This is a genomic window from Pseudomonas sp. GL-RE-26 (genome assembly GCF_019956275.1).
Taxonomy (GTDB): Bacteria; Pseudomonadota; Gammaproteobacteria; order Pseudomonadales; family Pseudomonadaceae; genus Aquipseudomonas; species Aquipseudomonas grandcourensis.
Genome location: NZ_JAHBDI010000044.1, coordinates 12,854 through 28,935, shown reverse-complemented (window position 1 = coordinate 28,935; position 16,082 = coordinate 12,854). Strand labels below are relative to the sequence as shown.

At 58.1% G+C, this 16,082-nt stretch carries 17 protein-coding genes; 12 read left to right on the top strand and 5 right to left on the bottom strand.

All coding sequences use genetic code 11. The annotated features are described in order from the left end of the window. Positions 1–31: 31 nt before the first annotated feature. The 3 genes from KGB07_RS22305 to rpoS all read left to right on the top strand — a co-directional run bounded on the left by KGB07_RS22305 (position 32) and on the right by rpoS (position 2,850). Entirely contained in the window at positions 32–667 is a 636-nt protein-coding gene (locus KGB07_RS22305; RefSeq protein ID WP_185754794.1) for a protein-L-isoaspartate(D-aspartate) O-methyltransferase, read from the top strand. Between the two features lie 212 nt (positions 668–879). Beyond that, on the top strand, positions 880–1,737 hold the full coding sequence (locus KGB07_RS22300) for a peptidoglycan DD-metalloendopeptidase family protein (RefSeq protein WP_223466566.1): 858 nt from the start codon (positions 880–882) through the stop codon (positions 1,735–1,737). 105 nt (positions 1,738–1,842) lie between these two features. Continuing rightward, the gene (gene rpoS, locus KGB07_RS22295) at positions 1,843–2,850 is read left to right on the top strand and encodes an RNA polymerase sigma factor RpoS (protein WP_007990225.1); all 1,008 of its coding nucleotides are present in this window, start codon (positions 1,843–1,845) and stop codon (positions 2,848–2,850) included. Positions 2,851–3,766: 916 nt separating this feature from the next. Here the strand turns inward: rpoS and fdxA are convergent. Together fdxA and mutS are read right to left on the bottom strand one after the other, a co-directional pair. Then, entirely contained in the window at positions 3,767–4,105 is a 339-nt protein-coding gene (fdxA, locus tag KGB07_RS22290; protein ID WP_046041167.1) for a ferredoxin FdxA, read from the bottom strand. Between the two features lie 142 nt (positions 4,106–4,247). After that, the gene (mutS, locus tag KGB07_RS22285) at positions 4,248–6,827 is read right to left on the bottom strand and encodes a DNA mismatch repair protein MutS (protein ID WP_223466564.1); all 2,580 of its coding nucleotides are present in this window, start codon (positions 6,825–6,827) and stop codon (positions 4,248–4,250) included. Positions 6,828–7,036: 209 nt separating this feature from the next. Between mutS and KGB07_RS22280 the strand changes: the two genes are divergently transcribed. From KGB07_RS22280 to recX, 5 genes are all read left to right on the top strand, one after another. Then, positions 7,037–7,771 (top strand): helix-turn-helix transcriptional regulator, encoded by a 735-nt coding sequence (locus tag KGB07_RS22280; protein WP_046041284.1) that lies wholly within the window; start codon positions 7,037–7,039, stop codon positions 7,769–7,771. A 173-nt stretch (positions 7,772–7,944) separates the two neighbouring features. After that, positions 7,945–8,286, top strand: coding sequence for a phage holin family protein (locus tag KGB07_RS22275; RefSeq protein ID WP_046041171.1), 342 nt, complete (start codon positions 7,945–7,947; stop codon positions 8,284–8,286). Between the two features lie 118 nt (positions 8,287–8,404). Beyond that, a complete protein-coding gene (locus KGB07_RS22270) occupies positions 8,405–8,905 on the top strand; it encodes a CinA family protein (protein ID WP_046041286.1) in 501 nt (166 codons plus the stop codon). Positions 8,906–8,988: 83 nt separating this feature from the next. Continuing rightward, positions 8,989–10,047 carry a recombinase RecA gene (gene recA, locus KGB07_RS22265; RefSeq protein ID WP_046041172.1) on the top strand — a complete coding sequence of 353 codons (1,059 nt, stop codon included), beginning with the start codon at positions 8,989–8,991 and terminating at the stop codon, positions 10,045–10,047. An 8-nt stretch (positions 10,048–10,055) separates the two neighbouring features. Then, complete coding sequence (gene recX, locus KGB07_RS22260) at positions 10,056–10,523, top strand: recombination regulator RecX (RefSeq protein WP_046041173.1); 468 nt, start codon at positions 10,056–10,058, stop codon at positions 10,521–10,523. Between the two features lie 44 nt (positions 10,524–10,567). On the opposite strand, the gene KGB07_RS22255 is transcribed toward recX, so the two are convergent. Further along, positions 10,568–11,686, bottom strand: a complete 1,119-nt coding sequence (locus KGB07_RS22255) for a TIGR00730 family Rossman fold protein (protein WP_223466562.1) — start codon at positions 11,684–11,686, stop codon at positions 10,568–10,570. Between the two features lie 481 nt (positions 11,687–12,167). Here KGB07_RS22255 and KGB07_RS22250 point away from each other — a divergent pair, with 481 nt between their 5' ends. Beyond that, the gene (locus tag KGB07_RS22250; RefSeq protein WP_223466560.1) at positions 12,168–12,362 is read left to right on the top strand and encodes a hypothetical protein; all 195 of its coding nucleotides are present in this window, start codon (positions 12,168–12,170) and stop codon (positions 12,360–12,362) included. Here the strand turns inward: KGB07_RS22250 and KGB07_RS22245 are convergent, their stop codons facing one another. Then, a complete protein-coding gene (locus KGB07_RS22245; protein ID WP_046041178.1) occupies positions 12,363–12,785 on the bottom strand; it encodes a PA3611 family quorum-sensing-regulated virulence factor in 423 nt (140 codons plus the stop codon). A gap of 188 nt (positions 12,786–12,973) precedes the next feature. On the opposite strand from KGB07_RS22245, the gene KGB07_RS22240 reads away from it, so the two are divergent. The 3 genes from KGB07_RS22240 (at position 12,974) to KGB07_RS22230 (ending at position 15,039) form a co-directional block, all read left to right on the top strand. Beyond that, positions 12,974–13,732 (top strand): tRNA-uridine aminocarboxypropyltransferase, encoded by a 759-nt coding sequence (locus KGB07_RS22240; protein ID WP_223466558.1) that lies wholly within the window; start codon positions 12,974–12,976, stop codon positions 13,730–13,732. A 218-nt stretch (positions 13,733–13,950) separates the two neighbouring features. Beyond that, positions 13,951–14,601, top strand: a complete 651-nt coding sequence (erdR, locus tag KGB07_RS22235) for a response regulator transcription factor ErdR (RefSeq protein ID WP_046041180.1) — start codon at positions 13,951–13,953, stop codon at positions 14,599–14,601. A gap of 75 nt (positions 14,602–14,676) precedes the next feature. Beyond that, a complete protein-coding gene (locus KGB07_RS22230; RefSeq protein ID WP_007996906.1) occupies positions 14,677–15,039 on the top strand; it encodes a diacylglycerol kinase in 363 nt (120 codons plus the stop codon). Here KGB07_RS22230 and KGB07_RS22225 read toward each other — a convergent pair. Then, a complete protein-coding gene (locus KGB07_RS22225) occupies positions 15,036–15,962 on the bottom strand; it encodes a LysR family transcriptional regulator (RefSeq protein WP_046041182.1) in 927 nt (308 codons plus the stop codon). The two genes, KGB07_RS22230 and KGB07_RS22225, sit on opposite strands and share 4 nt — an antisense overlap. Positions 15,963–16,082: the final 120 nt, after the last annotated feature.

Genomic DNA, 16,082 nt, shown 5'->3' with positions numbered 1-16,082 from the left:
ACAAGACGATATCCTGCATCGCGGCATCGGCATGACCTCCCAGCGAACCCGGGAGCGGCTGATCCAGCGCCTTTACGAAGAAGGCATTTCCAACGCCAGGGTACTGGAGGTCATTCGCCGGACCCCGCGCCACCTGTTCGTCGACGAAGCGCTGGCACACCGCGCCTATGAAGACACCGCGCTGCCGATTGGTAACAACCAGACCATCTCCCAGCCTTATATGGTGGCGCGCATGAGCGAGCTGCTGCTGGAGGCCGGTCCCCTCGACAAGGTGCTGGAGATCGGCACCGGGTCGGGTTATCAGACGGCGGTGCTGTCGCAACTGGTCGAGCGTGTGTTCTCGGTCGAGCGCATCAAGGTTCTGCAGGATCGGGCAAAGGAACGTCTGGTCGAACTGAACCTGCGCAACGTGGTGTTCCGCTGGGGCGATGGCTGGGAAGGCTGGCCGGCACTGGCACCTTACAACGGGATTATCGTCACCGCAGTGGCGACCGACGTGCCCCAGGCACTGCTTGACCAGTTGGCGCCGGGAGGCCGAATGGTGATCCCGGTCGGGGCCGGCGAAGTCCAGCAATTGATGCTGATCGTTCGCGAGGAACAAGGTTTTTCCAGGCATGTCCTGGGGGCTGTGCGCTTCGTGCCATTGCTCAATGGGCCACTGGCCTGAGCATTTGTTTCGGCACGCTGAATTCTCTTCGATTGCCTTTGTCTTACAGCGGCATCGTTGTGTTAAACGGGATTCATCGTCAGGCAGCAAACGTGTGCGCGACACCGATTCGCTACATTAAAGGTAAAGCGTGCACGGCCCGTTATACTTGCGACAGTTCATTACCGGACTCCGGTATATCACATTTTCAGCCACCACAGAGGGAGCGGCGGGTGAGTCTCACAGTCATTGCGCAGCGTATGAGTAAAACGAGCTTTCAGCGCCTGGTGACTGGCCTTGTCTTGAGCACGTTGCTGGTCGGTTGTTCCAGCAACAAATCCAGCGATGTTCGTGTCGTCGACCGCAACAACGCCGCACCCCAGCGTCCGGCCGTGACCACCGGACAATACGTCGTTCGGCCCAAGGACACCCTGTTCTCCATCGCCTTCCGTTACGGCTGGGACTACAAGGCCCTGGCGGCACGCAACAACATTCCTGCGCCTTACACCATCCGTCCGGGTCAGACGATTCGCTTTGATGGTCGTACCGATTCAACGTCCACGGCGGTGGTCAGTTCGTCCAGTTCAACGCCTTCGTCGTCGAGTAAAACCACGGTCATCCGTCGTTCGGCAAACGGTACGACCACCAGCACAACGACGGTTGTACCGTCCGTCGCGAGCAAGTATGAACCCGCTCCATTGCCCCCTCCCGGACCAGCCCCGACCGGCTGGGGATGGCCATCTAATGGCATTCTTATTGGAAAATTCTCTTCAAACGGTAGTTTGAATAAAGGAATTGATATCGCCGGAGATTTGGGACAGCCTGTTTTAGCTGCGTCTGATGGGACGGTGGTATACGCCGGGAGTGGCTTAAGGGGCTACGGCGAGTTAGTAATCATCAAGCACAGTGAAACCTACGTAAGCGCCTACGGACATAACCGCAGGCTGTTGGTTCGGGAGGGGCAGCAGGTCAAGGTCGGACAGACAATTGCCGAAATGGGGTCAACGGGTACAGACCGGGTGAAACTGCATTTTGAGATTCGCCGCCAAGGTAAACCTGTAGATCCGCTGCAATTCCTGCCACGTCGTTGATCGCTTACCAGCCTGTTCCGTCGCGTAGAGGGGACAGGCTCCAGCGTTGCCAGGGAGAAAGGCGCCGCTTGAGCTTGAGGTCGAACTCACCAAAGGACTATAACAATGGCTCTCAGTAAAGAAGTGCCGGAGTTTGACATCGACGATGAGGTTCTCCTGATGGAGAGCAGCATCGATACGGATTCGATGTCGAATGATGAAGGGGCGGCTCCACCTTCCGTTCGTGCCAAATCCAAACACTCCGCATCGTTGAAACAACACAAGTACATTGACTACACGCGGGCACTTGATGCCACGCAGCTGTATCTCAATGAAATTGGTTTCTCTCCCCTGCTATCACCCGAAGAAGAAGTTCATTTTGCGCGCCTGTCGCAAAGTGGCGATCCGGCCGGGCGCAAACGCATGATTGAAAGCAACCTGCGCCTGGTGGTGAAAATCGCCCGACGCTACGTCAATCGTGGGCTGTCGCTGCTGGACCTGATCGAAGAGGGCAACCTCGGCTTGATCCGGGCGGTGGAGAAGTTCGATCCGGAACGCGGCTTCCGCTTCTCGACCTACGCGACCTGGTGGATTCGCCAGACCATCGAACGCGCAATCATGAATCAGACCCGGACCATCCGGCTGCCGATCCATGTGGTCAAGGAGCTGAATGTGTACCTGCGGGCCGCGCGGGAGCTGACGCAAAAACTCGACCATGAACCCTCTCCCGAAGAAATCGCCAACCTGCTGGAAAAACCGGTGGGAGAGGTCAAGCGTATGCTCGGCCTAAATGAACGGGTTTCTTCGGTCGACGTCTCGCTGGGTCCGGATTCGGATAAAACCCTGCTCGATACCCTGACTGACGACCGTCCAACCGATCCATGCGAACTGTTGCAGGACGACGACCTGTCCCAGAGCATCGATCAATGGCTCTCGGAACTGACCGACAAGCAACGCGAAGTGGTTGTACGCCGCTTCGGCCTGCGCGGTCATGAAAGCAGCACCCTTGAAGACGTAGGCCTGGAAATCGGCCTGACCCGTGAACGAGTCAGACAGATTCAGGTGGAAGGCTTGAAGCGGCTGCGCGAGATCCTGGAAAAAAATGGTCTGTCGAGCGAGTCGCTGTTCCAATAAGGCACTCACTGCGATGGCATGAAAAACCCCGACTGGCTCGGGGTTTAATGAGATGGTCAGCCTGACCGAGAAGCCCTGCAGGTTTACGCTTGCAGGGCTTTTCTCGTTTTCGGGCGGAGGATCTCTCATGAACACGATGACACTTCTCGGTATCGACATTGGTAAACACAGTTTCCACCTGCATGGCCAGGACGCCAGAGGCCGTAGTAGTTGCTCGAAACCGGAGTAATGAAGGGCTGAACCTGCCATGAGTGGATAGTCGGGTGTGATCTCTGTTGGAGCGTAAAGCAGAAACTCCGCGTAGCGGAGGTCAAGACCATTAGGAGGTAGGAGCCGGAAGCTCCGAGGGCCGGTCTGGGCGCTTAGATACCGCAGGCGACACATCAACGGAACCAAGCTCGCTGACGTTGTTTGTCAGTAGGCAGGAACCGCCGTATACGGAACCGTACGTACGGTGGTGTGAGAGGACGGCGGGGGCAACCCCGCCTCCTACTCGATCCTGGCCAGGAGGCCAAGTCCCCTCGGGATTTTGGTTCCGTGCTGTAAGCCTAGGCTTACTGTTGCGTAAGTGTTCGTTATTTTTACACCCTGGCAGTCGTCCATGCTGAGCGCTTTGTTACTATATCTTATTGATTTATATAGATATTTATTATTATTAAAGACGTGTGACAGTTAGAGTTCGTACCAAGGGGCGATTGATCCCGCAGGGGAAAACTCTAATATTCAGCTTGTGTCGACGGACAGACACGTCCTTCATGGATGAAGGATATGGATATCGCAGGACGCGATTCATCAGGACGATGAAAAGGAACACAGGGAATAGGGAAAAAATGTGGGCGGGTCAAACCGCCCCTTTTTTTGCCTGCAGAAAAGCAAAAAGGCCCTTGTGGGGCCTTTTTCGCGAACGCGGGGGTAATCAGCGTTCGAGGTCTGCGATCTTGCTGCCTACAGATTTGTTGATGATGCGATCAAAGTCTTCTGCATCAGGCATCGAATCTTTCTTCTCGGTGATGTTCGGCCAGATATCGGCCAACTCAGCGTTCAGTTCGATGAAGTTCTCCATGCCGGCCGGAACCTCATCTTCGGAGAAGATAGCTACAGCAGGGCATTCAGGTTCGCACAGCGCGCAATCGATGCACTCATCCGGGTGGATCACCAGGAAATTCGGGCCTTCGTAAAAGCAGTCCACCGGACAGACTTCTACGCAGTCGGTGTACTTGCACTTGATGCAGTTGTCGGTGACGACGAAGGTCATTTCTAATTTTCTCCTCAGGCGCGGCTTGCTGCGCCCCTTCTCGTAGGGGTCGCCAGGTTCGGGAGCGATAGTCTGCTGGCCAGGCTATTAGCCAGCAGCATCCCAAACCGCGCGAGATTCTAACAGCTTGCAAGCCGCTGCGTTAGATCCGTGTCTTTAGTGTATAGAGCATTTCGAGAGCACGACGTGGCGTCATGTTGTCCAGGTCGAGCTTGGCCAAGTCATCCAGCACCGGGTGCGGCAGGCTGGCAAACAGATCGCTTTGCTGCGGAGCCGCCGGTTTGCCTTTGGCTGGTGCCGGTGTTTCATGGGGCAGGGCGGTGTCTTCCAGGCGGCTCAGATGCTCTCGAGCGCGGGTGATGACTTCGCTCGGTACGCCTGCCAGTTGCGCAACGGCCAGGCCATAACTCTGGCTGGCCGGCCCTGGCAGCACGTGGTGCAGGAACACGATGCGCTCGTTGTGCTCGGTGGCATTGAGGTGCACGTTGGCCACCAGCGGCTGTGCTTCCGGCAGGACGGTCAGTTCAAAGTAGTGGGTGGCGAACAGCGTGTATGCACGCAGATGCGCCAGGCGCTCGGCAGCGGCCCATGCCAGGGACAGACCGTCGAAGGTGCTGGTGCCGCGCCCGACTTCGTCCATCAGCACCAGGCTGCGCTCGGTGGCGTTGTGCAGGATGTTCGCGGTTTCGCTCATTTCCACCATGAAGGTCGAACGCCCGCCGGCCAGGTCATCGCTGGAGCCGATCCGGGTGAAGATGCGGTCGACCAACGACAGTTCGCAACTGGCTGCCGGCACGAAGCTGCCGATGTGGGCCAGGAGCACGATCAAGGCGGTCTGACGCATGTAGGTGGATTTACCGCCCATGTTCGGACCGGTGATCACCAGCATGCGGGTGTTGTCGTCCAGGCTCAGGTCGTTGGCCACGAACGGCGTGGTCAGTACCTGTTCGACCACCGGGTGACGACCCTGGCTGATGCGCATGCACGGTTCACTGACGAAGCGCGGGCAGTTCAGGTCGAGGTTCAGCGCGCGTTCGGCCAGGTTGCTCAATACATCCAGCTCGGCCAGGGCGCCAGCAGTGTCCTGCAGCGGTGGCAGCTGGCTGATCAGGTCTTCGAGCAGCGCTTCGTACAGCATCTTCTCGCGGGCCAGGGCACGGCTCTTGGCTGACAGTGCCTTGTCTTCGAACGCCTTGAGTTCCGGCGTAATGAAACGCTCGGCGCCTTTGAGCGTCTGGCGGCGAATGTAGTCGGCCGGTGCCGATTCCGCCTGCTTGCTTGGAAGCTCGATGAAGTAGCCGTGGATGCGGTTGTAACCGACCTTCAGGTGCGACAGGCCGGTGCGGGCCTTTTCCCGTGCTTCAAGGTCGATCAGGAATTGCCCGGCGTTTTCGCTCAGCGACTGCAGTTCGTCGAGTTCGCTGTCGTAGCCGGTTTTCAGCACGCCGCCATCACGAATGACGGCGGGCGGGTTGTCGATGATGGCTTTTTCCAGCAATGCCGCCAGTTCCGGGTAGGTGCTGGTGATGGTGGCGAGTTGCTGGAGATGCGGGGCTTCGAGCTCCGTCATTGCCACTTGCAATTCCGGCAGTGCGCCGAGGGCGTCACGCAAGCGGGCGAGGTCGCGGGGGCGGGCATTACGCAGGCCGATCCGCGCAAGAATTCGCTCGATGTCGCCGATTTCCTTGAGCTGCGGTTGCAGCCTTTCGAAGCGGTAACCGTCGAGCAGGCAAGTGATCGAAGTCTGACGCGCCAACAGCACCGTCAAATCGCGCAACGGGCGATTCAGCCAGCGGGTCAGCAAGCGGCTGCCCATGGCGGTCTGGCAGCGGTCCACCACCGATTGCAGGGTGTTGTCGCGCCCCCCGGCCAGGTTGGTGTCGAGCTCCAGGTTGCGACGGCTGGCGCCATCGAGCACCACGGTGTCGTCCAGGCGCTCATGACGCAGGCTGCGCAAATGAGGCAGGGCGGTACGCTGGGTTTCCTTGGCGTAGGCCAGCAGGCAACCGGCGGAGCCGATCGCCAGGGTCAGGTTTTCGCAGCCAAAGCCCTTGAGATCCTGAGTCGAGAATTGCTGGCACAGGCTTTTGAGCGCCGAGTCGCGCTCGAAATCCCACGGCGCACGGCGACGCACACCACGGCGTTTTTCCGCCGGCAAGTCCTTGGGCCAGTCATCCGGGATCAGCAACTCCACCGGGTTGACCCGCTCCAGTTCCGCCAGCAGGTTTTCCCAACCCTTGATTTCCAGCACGCTGAAGTTGCCGCTGGTGATGTCCAGCACCGCCAGGCCGAACAGGCGCTCATCGCCCAGGACGGCGGCGATCAGGTTGTCCCGACGCTCGTCGAGCAACGCCTCGTCACTCACCGTCCCCGGCGTGATGATGCGCACGACCTGCCGCTCCACCGGCCCTTTGCTGGTGGCCGGGTCGCCGACCTGCTCGCAGATCACCACCGATTCGCCAAGCTTCACCAGCTTTGCCAGGTAACCCTCGGCGGCGTGGTAAGGAATCCCGCACATCGGAATCGCCTGGCCAGCCGACTGCCCGCGGGCCGTCAGGGTGATGTCCAGCAACTTGGCGGCCTTCTTCGCGTCTTCATAGAAGATCTCGTAGAAGTCGCCCATGCGGTAGAACATCAGCTGATCCGGGTGCTGGTTTTTCAGGCGCCAGTACTGCTGCATCATCGGGGTGTGGGAGGACAGGTCGGAGACGGCTTTATTCATCGGATTGTCGGGAAGCTCGTTGAAAGAGGTGGGGCAAAAGCGGGGCTACGGCCGGGCTTTTCCGCGATGGGCGCAAGGTTACCATGGGCGGTCTACCCAACGCAGGCGCCACGGCCGGGTGACATCTTTTACGATGCAAAAATCATGTTATGCACCGATTATGCAAATCGGCATTGTCTTCTTTGAGAAGACCAAGCACTATGCGGGTTATGCATAAACGCAACGTATCTACCGTATTAAGAGCATTGCTCGATCAGCACGGGATCTCCCCCACGGAGCTTCACCGTCGCACCGGCGTGCCTCAATCCACGCTCTCGCGCATTCTCAGCGGGAAGATCGTCGATCCTTCGGATAAACATATTTCGAAGATCGCCGAGTATTTCTCCTTGAGTACCGACCAGTTGCGTGGCCGCGCGGACGTCTCGTCTGCCGCTAATGCCGGGCGCGCTCCAGTGCATTCGGAACTCAAGGATATAAGTCTGTGGGATGACGATACCCCTGTCGATGACGACGAGGTGTCGGTCCCCTTTCTTCGCGAGGTTGAATTGGCTGCAGGATCAGGAAGATTCGTCATCGAGGAGAGCGAGCGCTCTAGCCTGCGCTTCGGCAAGCGAAGCCTGCGCCATAATGGCGTGCAGTTCGACCAGGCCAAGTGCGTGACAGTGCGGGGCAACAGCATGTTGCCGGTACTGCGCGATGGCGCCACGGTCGGGGTCAATGCCGGCAAGTGTGGCATTGGCGATATCGTTGACGGCGACCTTTATGCAATCAATCACAACGGCCAATTGCGGGTGAAGCAGCTGTATCGCCTGCCGACCGGGATTCGTTTGCGCAGCTTCAATCGTGATGAGCATCCGGACGAAGATTACACCTTTCAGGAAGTCCAGGAGGAGCCGATTGTTATCCTGGGGCATGTTTTCTGGTGGGGCATGTACGCCCGCTAACACTCCCTGCGTTCAGATAGAACCCGCTTCCCGAGCGGGTTTTTTTCGCGTGCTGAAAACATTGGATCATCTTTTCAATGCGTTAACGCATTGACTAAATATGCATTGATGCATAACCTGCTTGCCTATCTAGGCAAGAACGCGGTGTGACCGTTCACTCAAGGAGGCATGAAATGACCGCTGAGCAATATGCGTTGCTGGACATGCCTCTGTGGCTGGTCATCAGTCTGCCAATACTCGGTGGCGTTACTGGTGAAATGTGGCGTGCCGATAAAGAGGGCGTTCGTGGCTGGCTCCTTGTCCGGCGCCTGAGCCTGCGATCTGGCTCCAGCATGATCTGCGGCGCCTCGGTCATCATGCTGCTGCACGCCGCCAATGTTTCCATTTGGGCTGCCTGTGCGGGTGGTTGTTTAGCGGCGATGGCCGGGACAGAAGTAGTTCTGGGGTTGTATGAGCGTTGGGTGGCCAAGCGTATGGGGGTCGGTCATGCCCCGTCCGGTGACGCCGAAGATTGATTCCCCGACAGGCCTTTTCCAGAGCCTTTGGTTCTTTACATTTTGATCGCTCCTGTTGCTTGCAAGTGCGGTCTGCTCGTGTACGGTTAACCTCATCCCGCCCGATCAGGAGATGACCGTGAACGAAATCACCCAGCTCGCCGCCGAACTCGGCAGACGCCTGCAGGTTCTCAATGCCCACGTCACCACGGCGGAGTCCTGCACCGGCGGAGGCATCGCCGAGGCAATCACCCGTATCCCCGGGAGTTCGGCCTGGTTCGAGGCCGGTTATGTCACCTACTCCAACCGGCAGAAAACCCTGCAACTGGATGTCCCGGTGGAATTGTTCACCACCGTGGGCGCGGTCAGTCGCGAGGTGGTCGAGGCCATGGTGCGGGGGGCGCAGAAGAAAAACAGCGCGTATTTCTCCGTGGCGGTCAGTGGCATCGCCGGACCGGATGGTGGAACGGCGAACAAGCCGGTTGGCACGGTATGGCTGGCCTGGGGCGTTGGAGACCAAGTGTTCTGTGAGCGGCAGCACTTCCCGGGTAATCGCGACGACGTCCGCCGACAAACGGTGAGGGCCGCGCTAGAGGGGCTGCTGCGGTATGCCGCGGCAGAAATCTCAAATCAGGGGTAGGCGATCCGGAATCGCTGTGGAATAATACTGGCTACTTATACAGGTGTTGGCCGTCAGGCCTTATTGATTACGTGAGGACTTTAATGGACGACAACAAGAAGAAAGCCTTGGCTGCGGCCCTGGGTCAGATCGAACGTCAATTCGGCAAGGGTGCCGTAATGCGTATGGGCGATCAGGACCGTCAGGCGATCCCGGCCATCTCCACTGGCTCTCTGGGTCTGGACATTGCTCTCGGCATCGGCGGTCTGCCAAAAGGCCGTATCGTTGAAATCTACGGTCCTGAATCTTCCGGTAAAACGACGCTGACCTTGTCCGTGATCGCCCAGGCTCAAAAAGCCGGCGCGACCTGCGCATTCGTCGACGCCGAACACGCCCTCGACCCTGAGTACGCCGGCAAGCTGGGCGTCAACGTCGACGACCTGCTGGTTTCCCAGCCGGACACCGGCGAACAGGCCCTGGAAATCACCGACATGCTGGTGCGTTCCAACGCGGTTGACGTGATCATCGTCGACTCCGTGGCCGCCCTGGTGCCAAAGGCTGAAATCGAAGGCGAAATGGGTGACATGCATGTGGGCTTGCAAGCCCGTCTGATGTCCCAGGCGCTACGTAAAATCACCGGTAACATCAAGAACGCCAACTGCCTGGTGATCTTCATCAACCAGATCCGTATGAAAATCGGCGTGATGTTCGGTAGCCCGGAAACCACCACCGGTGGTAACGCACTGAAGTTCTACGCATCGGTTCGTCTGGACATCCGCCGCACTGGCGCGGTGAAAGAAGGTGATGAAGTCGTCGGTAGCGAAACCCGCGTCAAGGTTGTGAAGAACAAGGTGGCTTCGCCGTTCCGTCAGGCCGAGTTCCAGATTCTTTACGGCAAGGGCATCTACCTCAACGGTGAGATGATCGACCTGGGTGTTCTGCACGGTTTCGTCGAGAAGTCCGGTGCCTGGTATGCCTATGAAGGCACCAAGATCGGTCAGGGCAAGGCCAACTCGGCCAAGTTCCTGGCAGACAACCCGGAAGTCGCGGCAAAGCTGGAGAAGCAACTGCGTGACAAGCTGCTGTCCCCTTCGTCGGTAGCAGACGCCAAAGCTTCTGCGGTCAAAGAGACCGAAGACGACCTGGCTGACGCTGATATCTGATCGAAGCGATGACCGCCGTACTCGATACACTCGTCGCGGTGCGGCGAACTGCAATGGACCTGCTCGCACGGCGCGAGCACGGTCGTGTCGAGCTGACGCGTAAACTGCGTCAGCGCGGCGCCATTCCTGAAATGATCGAAACAGCACTCGACCGGTTGACGGAAGAGGGGTTGTTGTCCGAAAGCCGTTACCTCGAAAGTTTCGTTTCCTACCGCGCCCGTTCCGGTTATGGCCCTTTACGCATTCGTGAAGAGTTGGGCCAGCGCGGCCTGCAGCGCACCGATATTGAACTCGCCCTGCGTGAGAGCGGTTTCGACTGGCAGGAGCAATTGATCGATACCTGGCGGCGCAAGTTCTCCGGGCAATTGCCGGCAGACGCCCGGGAGCGAGCCAAGCAAGGCAGGTTCCTGGCGTATCGGGGATACTCCATGGAAATGATCAACCGCCTCTTCAGTGGTCGAGGAATGGATGATTGAACTGAAACGGCCCGCTATTTCGATAGCGGGCCGTTTTTTATGCCTCATGAAACCTTTGACGGTTCCCGGGTGCGTTGTTGTACTTGGGGTTTTGATTGTGCCCAGTTTTCCGGCAGGTTGATGTAGTCCACAAGCTCGCGCAGACGTCCATGATTGCGGGCGTTGAAGTTGAAGACTAGCCGCACCAGATGGCTGAACTCGGCTTCGTCATGTTCCTCACCACTGTAAGCGCGCTGATGGAAGTGATCGCTCAGGCACAGGTCGGCGAAAGCCTCCTGCATGTGTTCGAGTGCGTGGTCGCTGAGTGTGTGATTCATGCGAATCAGGAACTGATGCTTGAGCCAGCGACTGGAGTGGAAGTTGCTGTAGAACTGGTTGATATGCTCTACCGCTTCTTCGACGTTGTAGACCAGTTTCACCAGCTTCATGTCAGTGGGCAGGATGTAGTGGTTTTCCTCCAGTTGCTGGTGAATGAAGTCCAGTGCGCCTTGCCAGAACCTGCCGCCCGGCGCGTCGAGCAGCACCACGGGTACCAATGGGCTCTTGCCGGTCTGGATTAGCGTCAGCACTTCCAGTGCTTCATCCAGCGTACCGAAGCCACCCGGACACAGCACCAAGGCATCGGCTTCCTTGACGAAGAACAGCTTGCGGGTGAAGAAGAAGTGGAAGGGCAACAGGTTGGTCGTGCCATCGACAGTGGGGTTGGCATGCTGCTCGAAGGGCAGGGTGATGTTGAAGCCCAGGCTGTGTGTCAGGCCTGCGCCCTCATGGGCGGCGGCCATGATGCCGCCGCCGGCGCCAGTGATCACCATCATGTCCGAGCGCGCTAGCGCAGCGCCGAGTTCCCGGGCCATGCTGTAGAGCGGATGTTCCATGGGGGTACGGGCCGAGCCGAAAACAGTGACCTTGCGCCGCCCCTTGAATTGTTCGAGCACGCGGAAAGCCTGTTCCAGTTCGCGCAGGGCTTGTAGGGTGATTTTGGCATTCCAGCGATTGTGGTCTTCCTGGGCCATGCGCAGCACGGTCAGGACCATGTCGCGGTAGATCGGGATGTTCGGGCTGTTGGGTGAAATCAGCTTGAGTTGTTCTTCGACCTTGCTGATGAGGTCGTGGCCGCTTTCTTCAAAATGACGGCTCAGGAGGTCATTCGGTTGGTAAGGCATTCAACTTCTCCTTATGCACAGAACCCTCGGCCCGACAACGTAAGTCGGTGCCACGACACTTCATGTGTCGCTGTCTGCCCAAGCCCATGCCTGGGCGACCTACTTGACCCGAAAGGCATCGGATCATCCAAACAGGCTCTGTTTTCCCTTGGATAAAAGAAACGTTCGCATAACACGACAAGCGACGGCCAGCCCCTTTCCAGCCTTGAAGAAGTATAGGTGGATACCCTGAAATCTAGACCTTCACAGTGATTTGCGTTGCCTTGATCATTGCGCCACAAAGTCTTTCCTGGCAACCGCTTATTGACGATTTGCAAGGTGCTTTCACCGCTCGTCTGAACGCACGTCGCATGTGCTGCACTCTGATTTACTAAGTTACAGGTGTCACACGACAACTTTGCGTCAACGGCAAGGCGCACGGTACAAGCGGTTCAAGGATTTATCACTCAAACATGAGTGAAGTGCAGGGAGGCGGGAAACCATGGCCAAAGTCGTTCTGGAGATCGATACGCAACTGTATCGATTGCTGAAGTCATCAGCCGAGACCCATCATTTGAGTCTCGAAGAGGAGTGCTGCCGGCGTTTGCGCGGTGGCGAACGCCGTTCACATTACTTGCAGGCGCTGCTGGCAGAACTGCGCGCCGAAGATGAACAACGGCGCGCCAATACCAGGTGATTACTTTTTCTTCTTGGCCGGTTGCAGGCAATCCGATTCCTGGAAGCTTGCGGAGCCGACCGGGCGGTTGGTCTTCACCTCGGTGAAGTCGTAACGCATGATCGCGCCCTTGGCCATCAGCTTGCGAAACCCTTCGTTTCGGCAGACAGAAGCTCCCAACTGGAAGTACACGGCTTTCGGGTCTGAACGCATCTTGTCGGCGTGGCTGCTCTGCACGCTCAGATGGTTGATCAGCTGTTTGCCTTCAACGGTGTAGCCTTGATCAAGGATGTCTTCGTTGATCGCTCGAGGAGTGCCGACGCTGCTCTGGGTGGCGACGTTTTGCAGCATTTTGTTCAGTTCCGTGTCTTTCAGGGACGCAGCCTGGGCGCTGAAGGACGACGCCAGCAAAATGGCCGCGGTAGGAACGATAAGGCGCAGCATGAAACTCTCCTGGTTCAGTGATGGGGATTGGACCCGTCACGTGGCTGTGCGTTCAGTGGCGGCGAATTATAGGGGAGGCGGGCTGGACGGTACAGGCTTGCGCCGGGCGGTCTGGTAAACTGCTGGCACTTTTTACCCTATCGAGTGTTTTTCGTGTCGATTTCCCTTCTCTGTGGGCGTTGCCCGCTATGAGTCATACCCCCGCGCGCTTTGCCTTGAATGCCGTAGCCCGCTTGCGCGATCAGCGTGAGGAGGAGGGCATCAAGCCGATTCAGGCCCGCGGCTGGCGCGCGACGCGCTGCCGTGACTGCCGGGTGATCGAGAGCCACTGCCTGTGCGCATGGCGCCCGCAGGTCGCTACCCGCTCCGGCGTGTGCCTGATCATGACCAATAAGGAAGTGTTCAAACCGAGCAACACCGGTTGGCTGATCGCCGACGTGGTACCTGACAACCATGCCTTCATCTGGTCCCGCACCGAGACCGATCCGAAGTTGCTGGCGCTGTTGTCCGATCCGCAATGGCAGCCTTACCTGGTGTTTCCGGGTGAGTACGTCGAACCTGAGCGCGTGACAAATAGCGTTGGCGTCGATGGCACGAAGCGCCCGCTGTTCATTCTGCTGGATGCGACCTGGACCGAAGCGCGAAAGATCTTTCGCAAGAGCCCCTATTTCGATCGATTGCCGATCCTCAGCCTGCTGCCGGAGAAGCTCTCCCGCTACCGGTTGCGCCGCTCGACCCGCAGCGAGCATCTGTGCACCGCGGAAGTGGCGGCGCTGTGCCTCGACCTTGCAGGCGATGTCGCCGCCGCTTCGGCGCTGGACGCCTATTTCGATGTGTTCAGCCAGCATTACCTCGACGCCAAACACCAGTTGGACATGAACGTTTCGACCCCGGCGCACGCCGAGTTGATGCCCTATGTCCGGTCGGTCTCCCCATTGATGGACTGATTGTCGCGAATACTGCAATAAAGTGTACCGGCCATGCTGCTTGACCACCCCGGCTTCGCTGGGCATGCTTGGCGCCGATTAGGGTGCGGTCGGAATTTTCGACGCCGTTTTTTGCGTTGAGCGTGCCTTGTCAGTGCAGCTCCGTGGCTGTGTCTTGACTTGCTTTGGCGAGGTCCGAATTCATCGGGCGTCCCATGAAAAACAGGATCATTTGAAAAATGGCCACATACGAAATCCTGATTGCCGATGACCACCCACTTTTTCGTAGTGCCTTGCATCAAGCGCTGACCCTGGGCCTTGGCCCGGACGTCCGTCTGGTGGAAGTGGCGAGCATCGCCGAACTGGAAGTCCGCCTGACGGAAAAGTCCGACTGGGATCTGGTGCTGCTGGACCTGAACATGCCAGGGGCCTACGGTTTTTCCGGGCTGGTCCTGCTGCGCGGCCAGTACCCGCAGATTCCGGTGGTCATGGTCTCGGCCCAGGAAGAGGCGACCATCATGGTCAAGTCTCGTGAATTCGGCGCCAGTGGCTTCATTCCCAAATCCAGCGACTTGAGTGTGATCCAGAAGGCCGTGCGTGCAGTCCTTGACGGCGATGTGTTCTGGCCGCCGCAGGCGTTCGAAGCGGTCAGCGTCTCGGATGAGGCCAAGGCGGCCAGCGAAGGTCTTGCCAGCCTCACCCCGCAACAGTTCCGCGTGCTGACCATGGTCTGCGAAGGCTTGCTGAACAAGCAGATCGCCTACGAGCTGAGCGTTTCCGAGGCCACTATCAAGGCGCACGTGACCGCGATTTTCCGTAAACTGAATGTGCGGACCCGGACTCAGGCCGCGCTGCTCTTGCAACAACTTGAGTCAATTTCCAGCCATTAAAGGCTGGCAAATTCACGCTTTTTTGACTTTGGTTGAACTAGCTTTCCCACTTCTTTTTTGCCAGTTGCCCACTCTATGTCACCTTTCAAAGGCCAGACCGGCCTGAAACGTATTCTCAATGCTTCCGGTTATTCGCTGGACGGCCTGCGCGCAGCCTTCACCGGTGAAGCCGCCTTTCGGCAATTGGTGTTGCTCAACGTCATCCTGATTCCTTTGTCGTTCTTCCTGAATGTCAGCCGGGTCGAACGGGCGTTGTTGATCGCTGTATGCCTGTTGGCGTTGATCGTCGAGTTGCTCAACTCGGCGGTGGAAGCGGCCATCGATCGAATTTCCCTTGAGCGGCACCCGCTGTCCAAGAATGCCAAGGACATGGGCAGTGCCGCCCAGTTCGTGGCATTGAGCATGATTGCCCTGGTGTGGGCGGTGATTCTGCTCTAAGCGATCGTCGGCAGTACGATCTCGTCGCTGCGCTGAACCCCGGCAGTGAAGGCGCGGCACAGATCGAGAAACTCGCGCATCGCCGAGGTCTGATATTTTTGTTTATGCCAGATGAAATAAAACTGTCGCGCCAGATCCAGATCCGGCGTCTCGACAGGCACCAGGCTGCCACGGCGGAATGCGTCGCGCAAAGCCAGCCTGGAAATACAGCCAATCCCCAAACCTGATTCCACCGCGCGTTTGATCGCTTCGGTGTGCTCAAGCTCGAGGCGGATGTTTAACGAAGTGCGGTGATGGCGCATGGCTTGATCGAAGGTCAACCGCGTGCCTGAGCCCTGCTCGCGCAAGATCCAGGCTTCGTGGCTCAATTCGTCCATGGTGGCCGTGCCACGCTTGGCCAACGGATGCTGAGGGGCGCAAAACACCACCAGTTCGTCCTCGACCCAGCTTTGCACTTCGATGTCCGGGTGGCTGCAGTCGCCTTCGATTAGACCCAGATCAATTTCATAGTGGGCCACTTGCTGCACGATATTGGCAGTATTCTGCACGTGCAGCTTCACTTGGCTTTCCGGGTGGCGCTGCATGAAACTGCCGATCAGCAAGGTGGCCAGGTAATTGCCGATGGTCAGGGTCGCGCCCACGGCCAGCGAGCCGAAACCGGACTTGCCGTTGAGCAGGTCTTCGATTTCCTTGGCCTGGTCCAGCAGCGCCACCGCTTGCGGCAACAGCTGTTTACCGAGGGCGTTCAGGCTCAACCGTTTGCCGGCACGGTCGAACAACTGGCAGCTACACTGGCGCTCCAGTTCGGTGATCGAGGTGCTCGCCGCCGATTGCGAGAGGTTGAGCAGGCCTGCGGCACGGGACACGCTTTCCTGCTGGGCGACGGCGACGAATACTTGAAGTTGACGGAGAGTAAATCGCATATCGATATAACCGATAACCCTTATCTTAATAATCCATTTAACAGATATTGTCTCTGCCTTTAGAATGCGATGCAATTGCGCAGAGCTGGCTTTTTTGCAGAGCAGGCGCCGAACACGCGC

Bases quoted from the DNA above. Each gene is read 5' to 3' on its own strand.
- KGB07_RS22275 (WP_046041171.1), top strand. From the start codon at position 7,945: ATGACCGCTGAGCAATATGCGTTGCTGGACATGCCTCTGTGGCTGGTC.
- erdR (WP_046041180.1), top strand. From the start codon at position 13,951: ATGGCCACATACGAAATCCTGATTGCCGATGACCACCCACTTTTTCGT.
- KGB07_RS22225 (WP_046041182.1), bottom strand. From the start codon at position 15,962: ATGCGATTTACTCTCCGTCAACTTCAAGTATTCGTCGCCGTCGCCCAG.
- KGB07_RS22250 (WP_223466560.1), top strand. From the start codon at position 12,168: ATGGCCAAAGTCGTTCTGGAGATCGATACGCAACTGTATCGATTGCTG.
- KGB07_RS22230 (WP_007996906.1), top strand. From the start codon at position 14,677: ATGTCACCTTTCAAAGGCCAGACCGGCCTGAAACGTATTCTCAATGCT.
- KGB07_RS22280 (WP_046041284.1), top strand. From the start codon at position 7,037: ATGCATAAACGCAACGTATCTACCGTATTAAGAGCATTGCTCGATCAG.
- recA (WP_046041172.1), top strand. From the start codon at position 8,989: ATGGACGACAACAAGAAGAAAGCCTTGGCTGCGGCCCTGGGTCAGATC.
- KGB07_RS22305 (WP_185754794.1), top strand. From the start codon at position 32: ATGACCTCCCAGCGAACCCGGGAGCGGCTGATCCAGCGCCTTTACGAA.
- rpoS (WP_007990225.1), top strand. From the start codon at position 1,843: ATGGCTCTCAGTAAAGAAGTGCCGGAGTTTGACATCGACGATGAGGTT.
- recX (WP_046041173.1), top strand. From the start codon at position 10,056: ATGACCGCCGTACTCGATACACTCGTCGCGGTGCGGCGAACTGCAATG.
- KGB07_RS22245 (WP_046041178.1), bottom strand. From the start codon at position 12,785: ATGCTGCGCCTTATCGTTCCTACCGCGGCCATTTTGCTGGCGTCGTCC.
- mutS (WP_223466564.1), bottom strand. From the start codon at position 6,827: ATGAATAAAGCCGTCTCCGACCTGTCCTCCCACACCCCGATGATGCAG.
- KGB07_RS22240 (WP_223466558.1), top strand. From the start codon at position 12,974: ATGAGTCATACCCCCGCGCGCTTTGCCTTGAATGCCGTAGCCCGCTTG.
- fdxA (WP_046041167.1), bottom strand. From the start codon at position 4,105: ATGACCTTCGTCGTCACCGACAACTGCATCAAGTGCAAGTACACCGAC.
- KGB07_RS22255 (WP_223466562.1), bottom strand. From the start codon at position 11,686: ATGCCTTACCAACCGAATGACCTCCTGAGCCGTCATTTTGAAGAAAGC.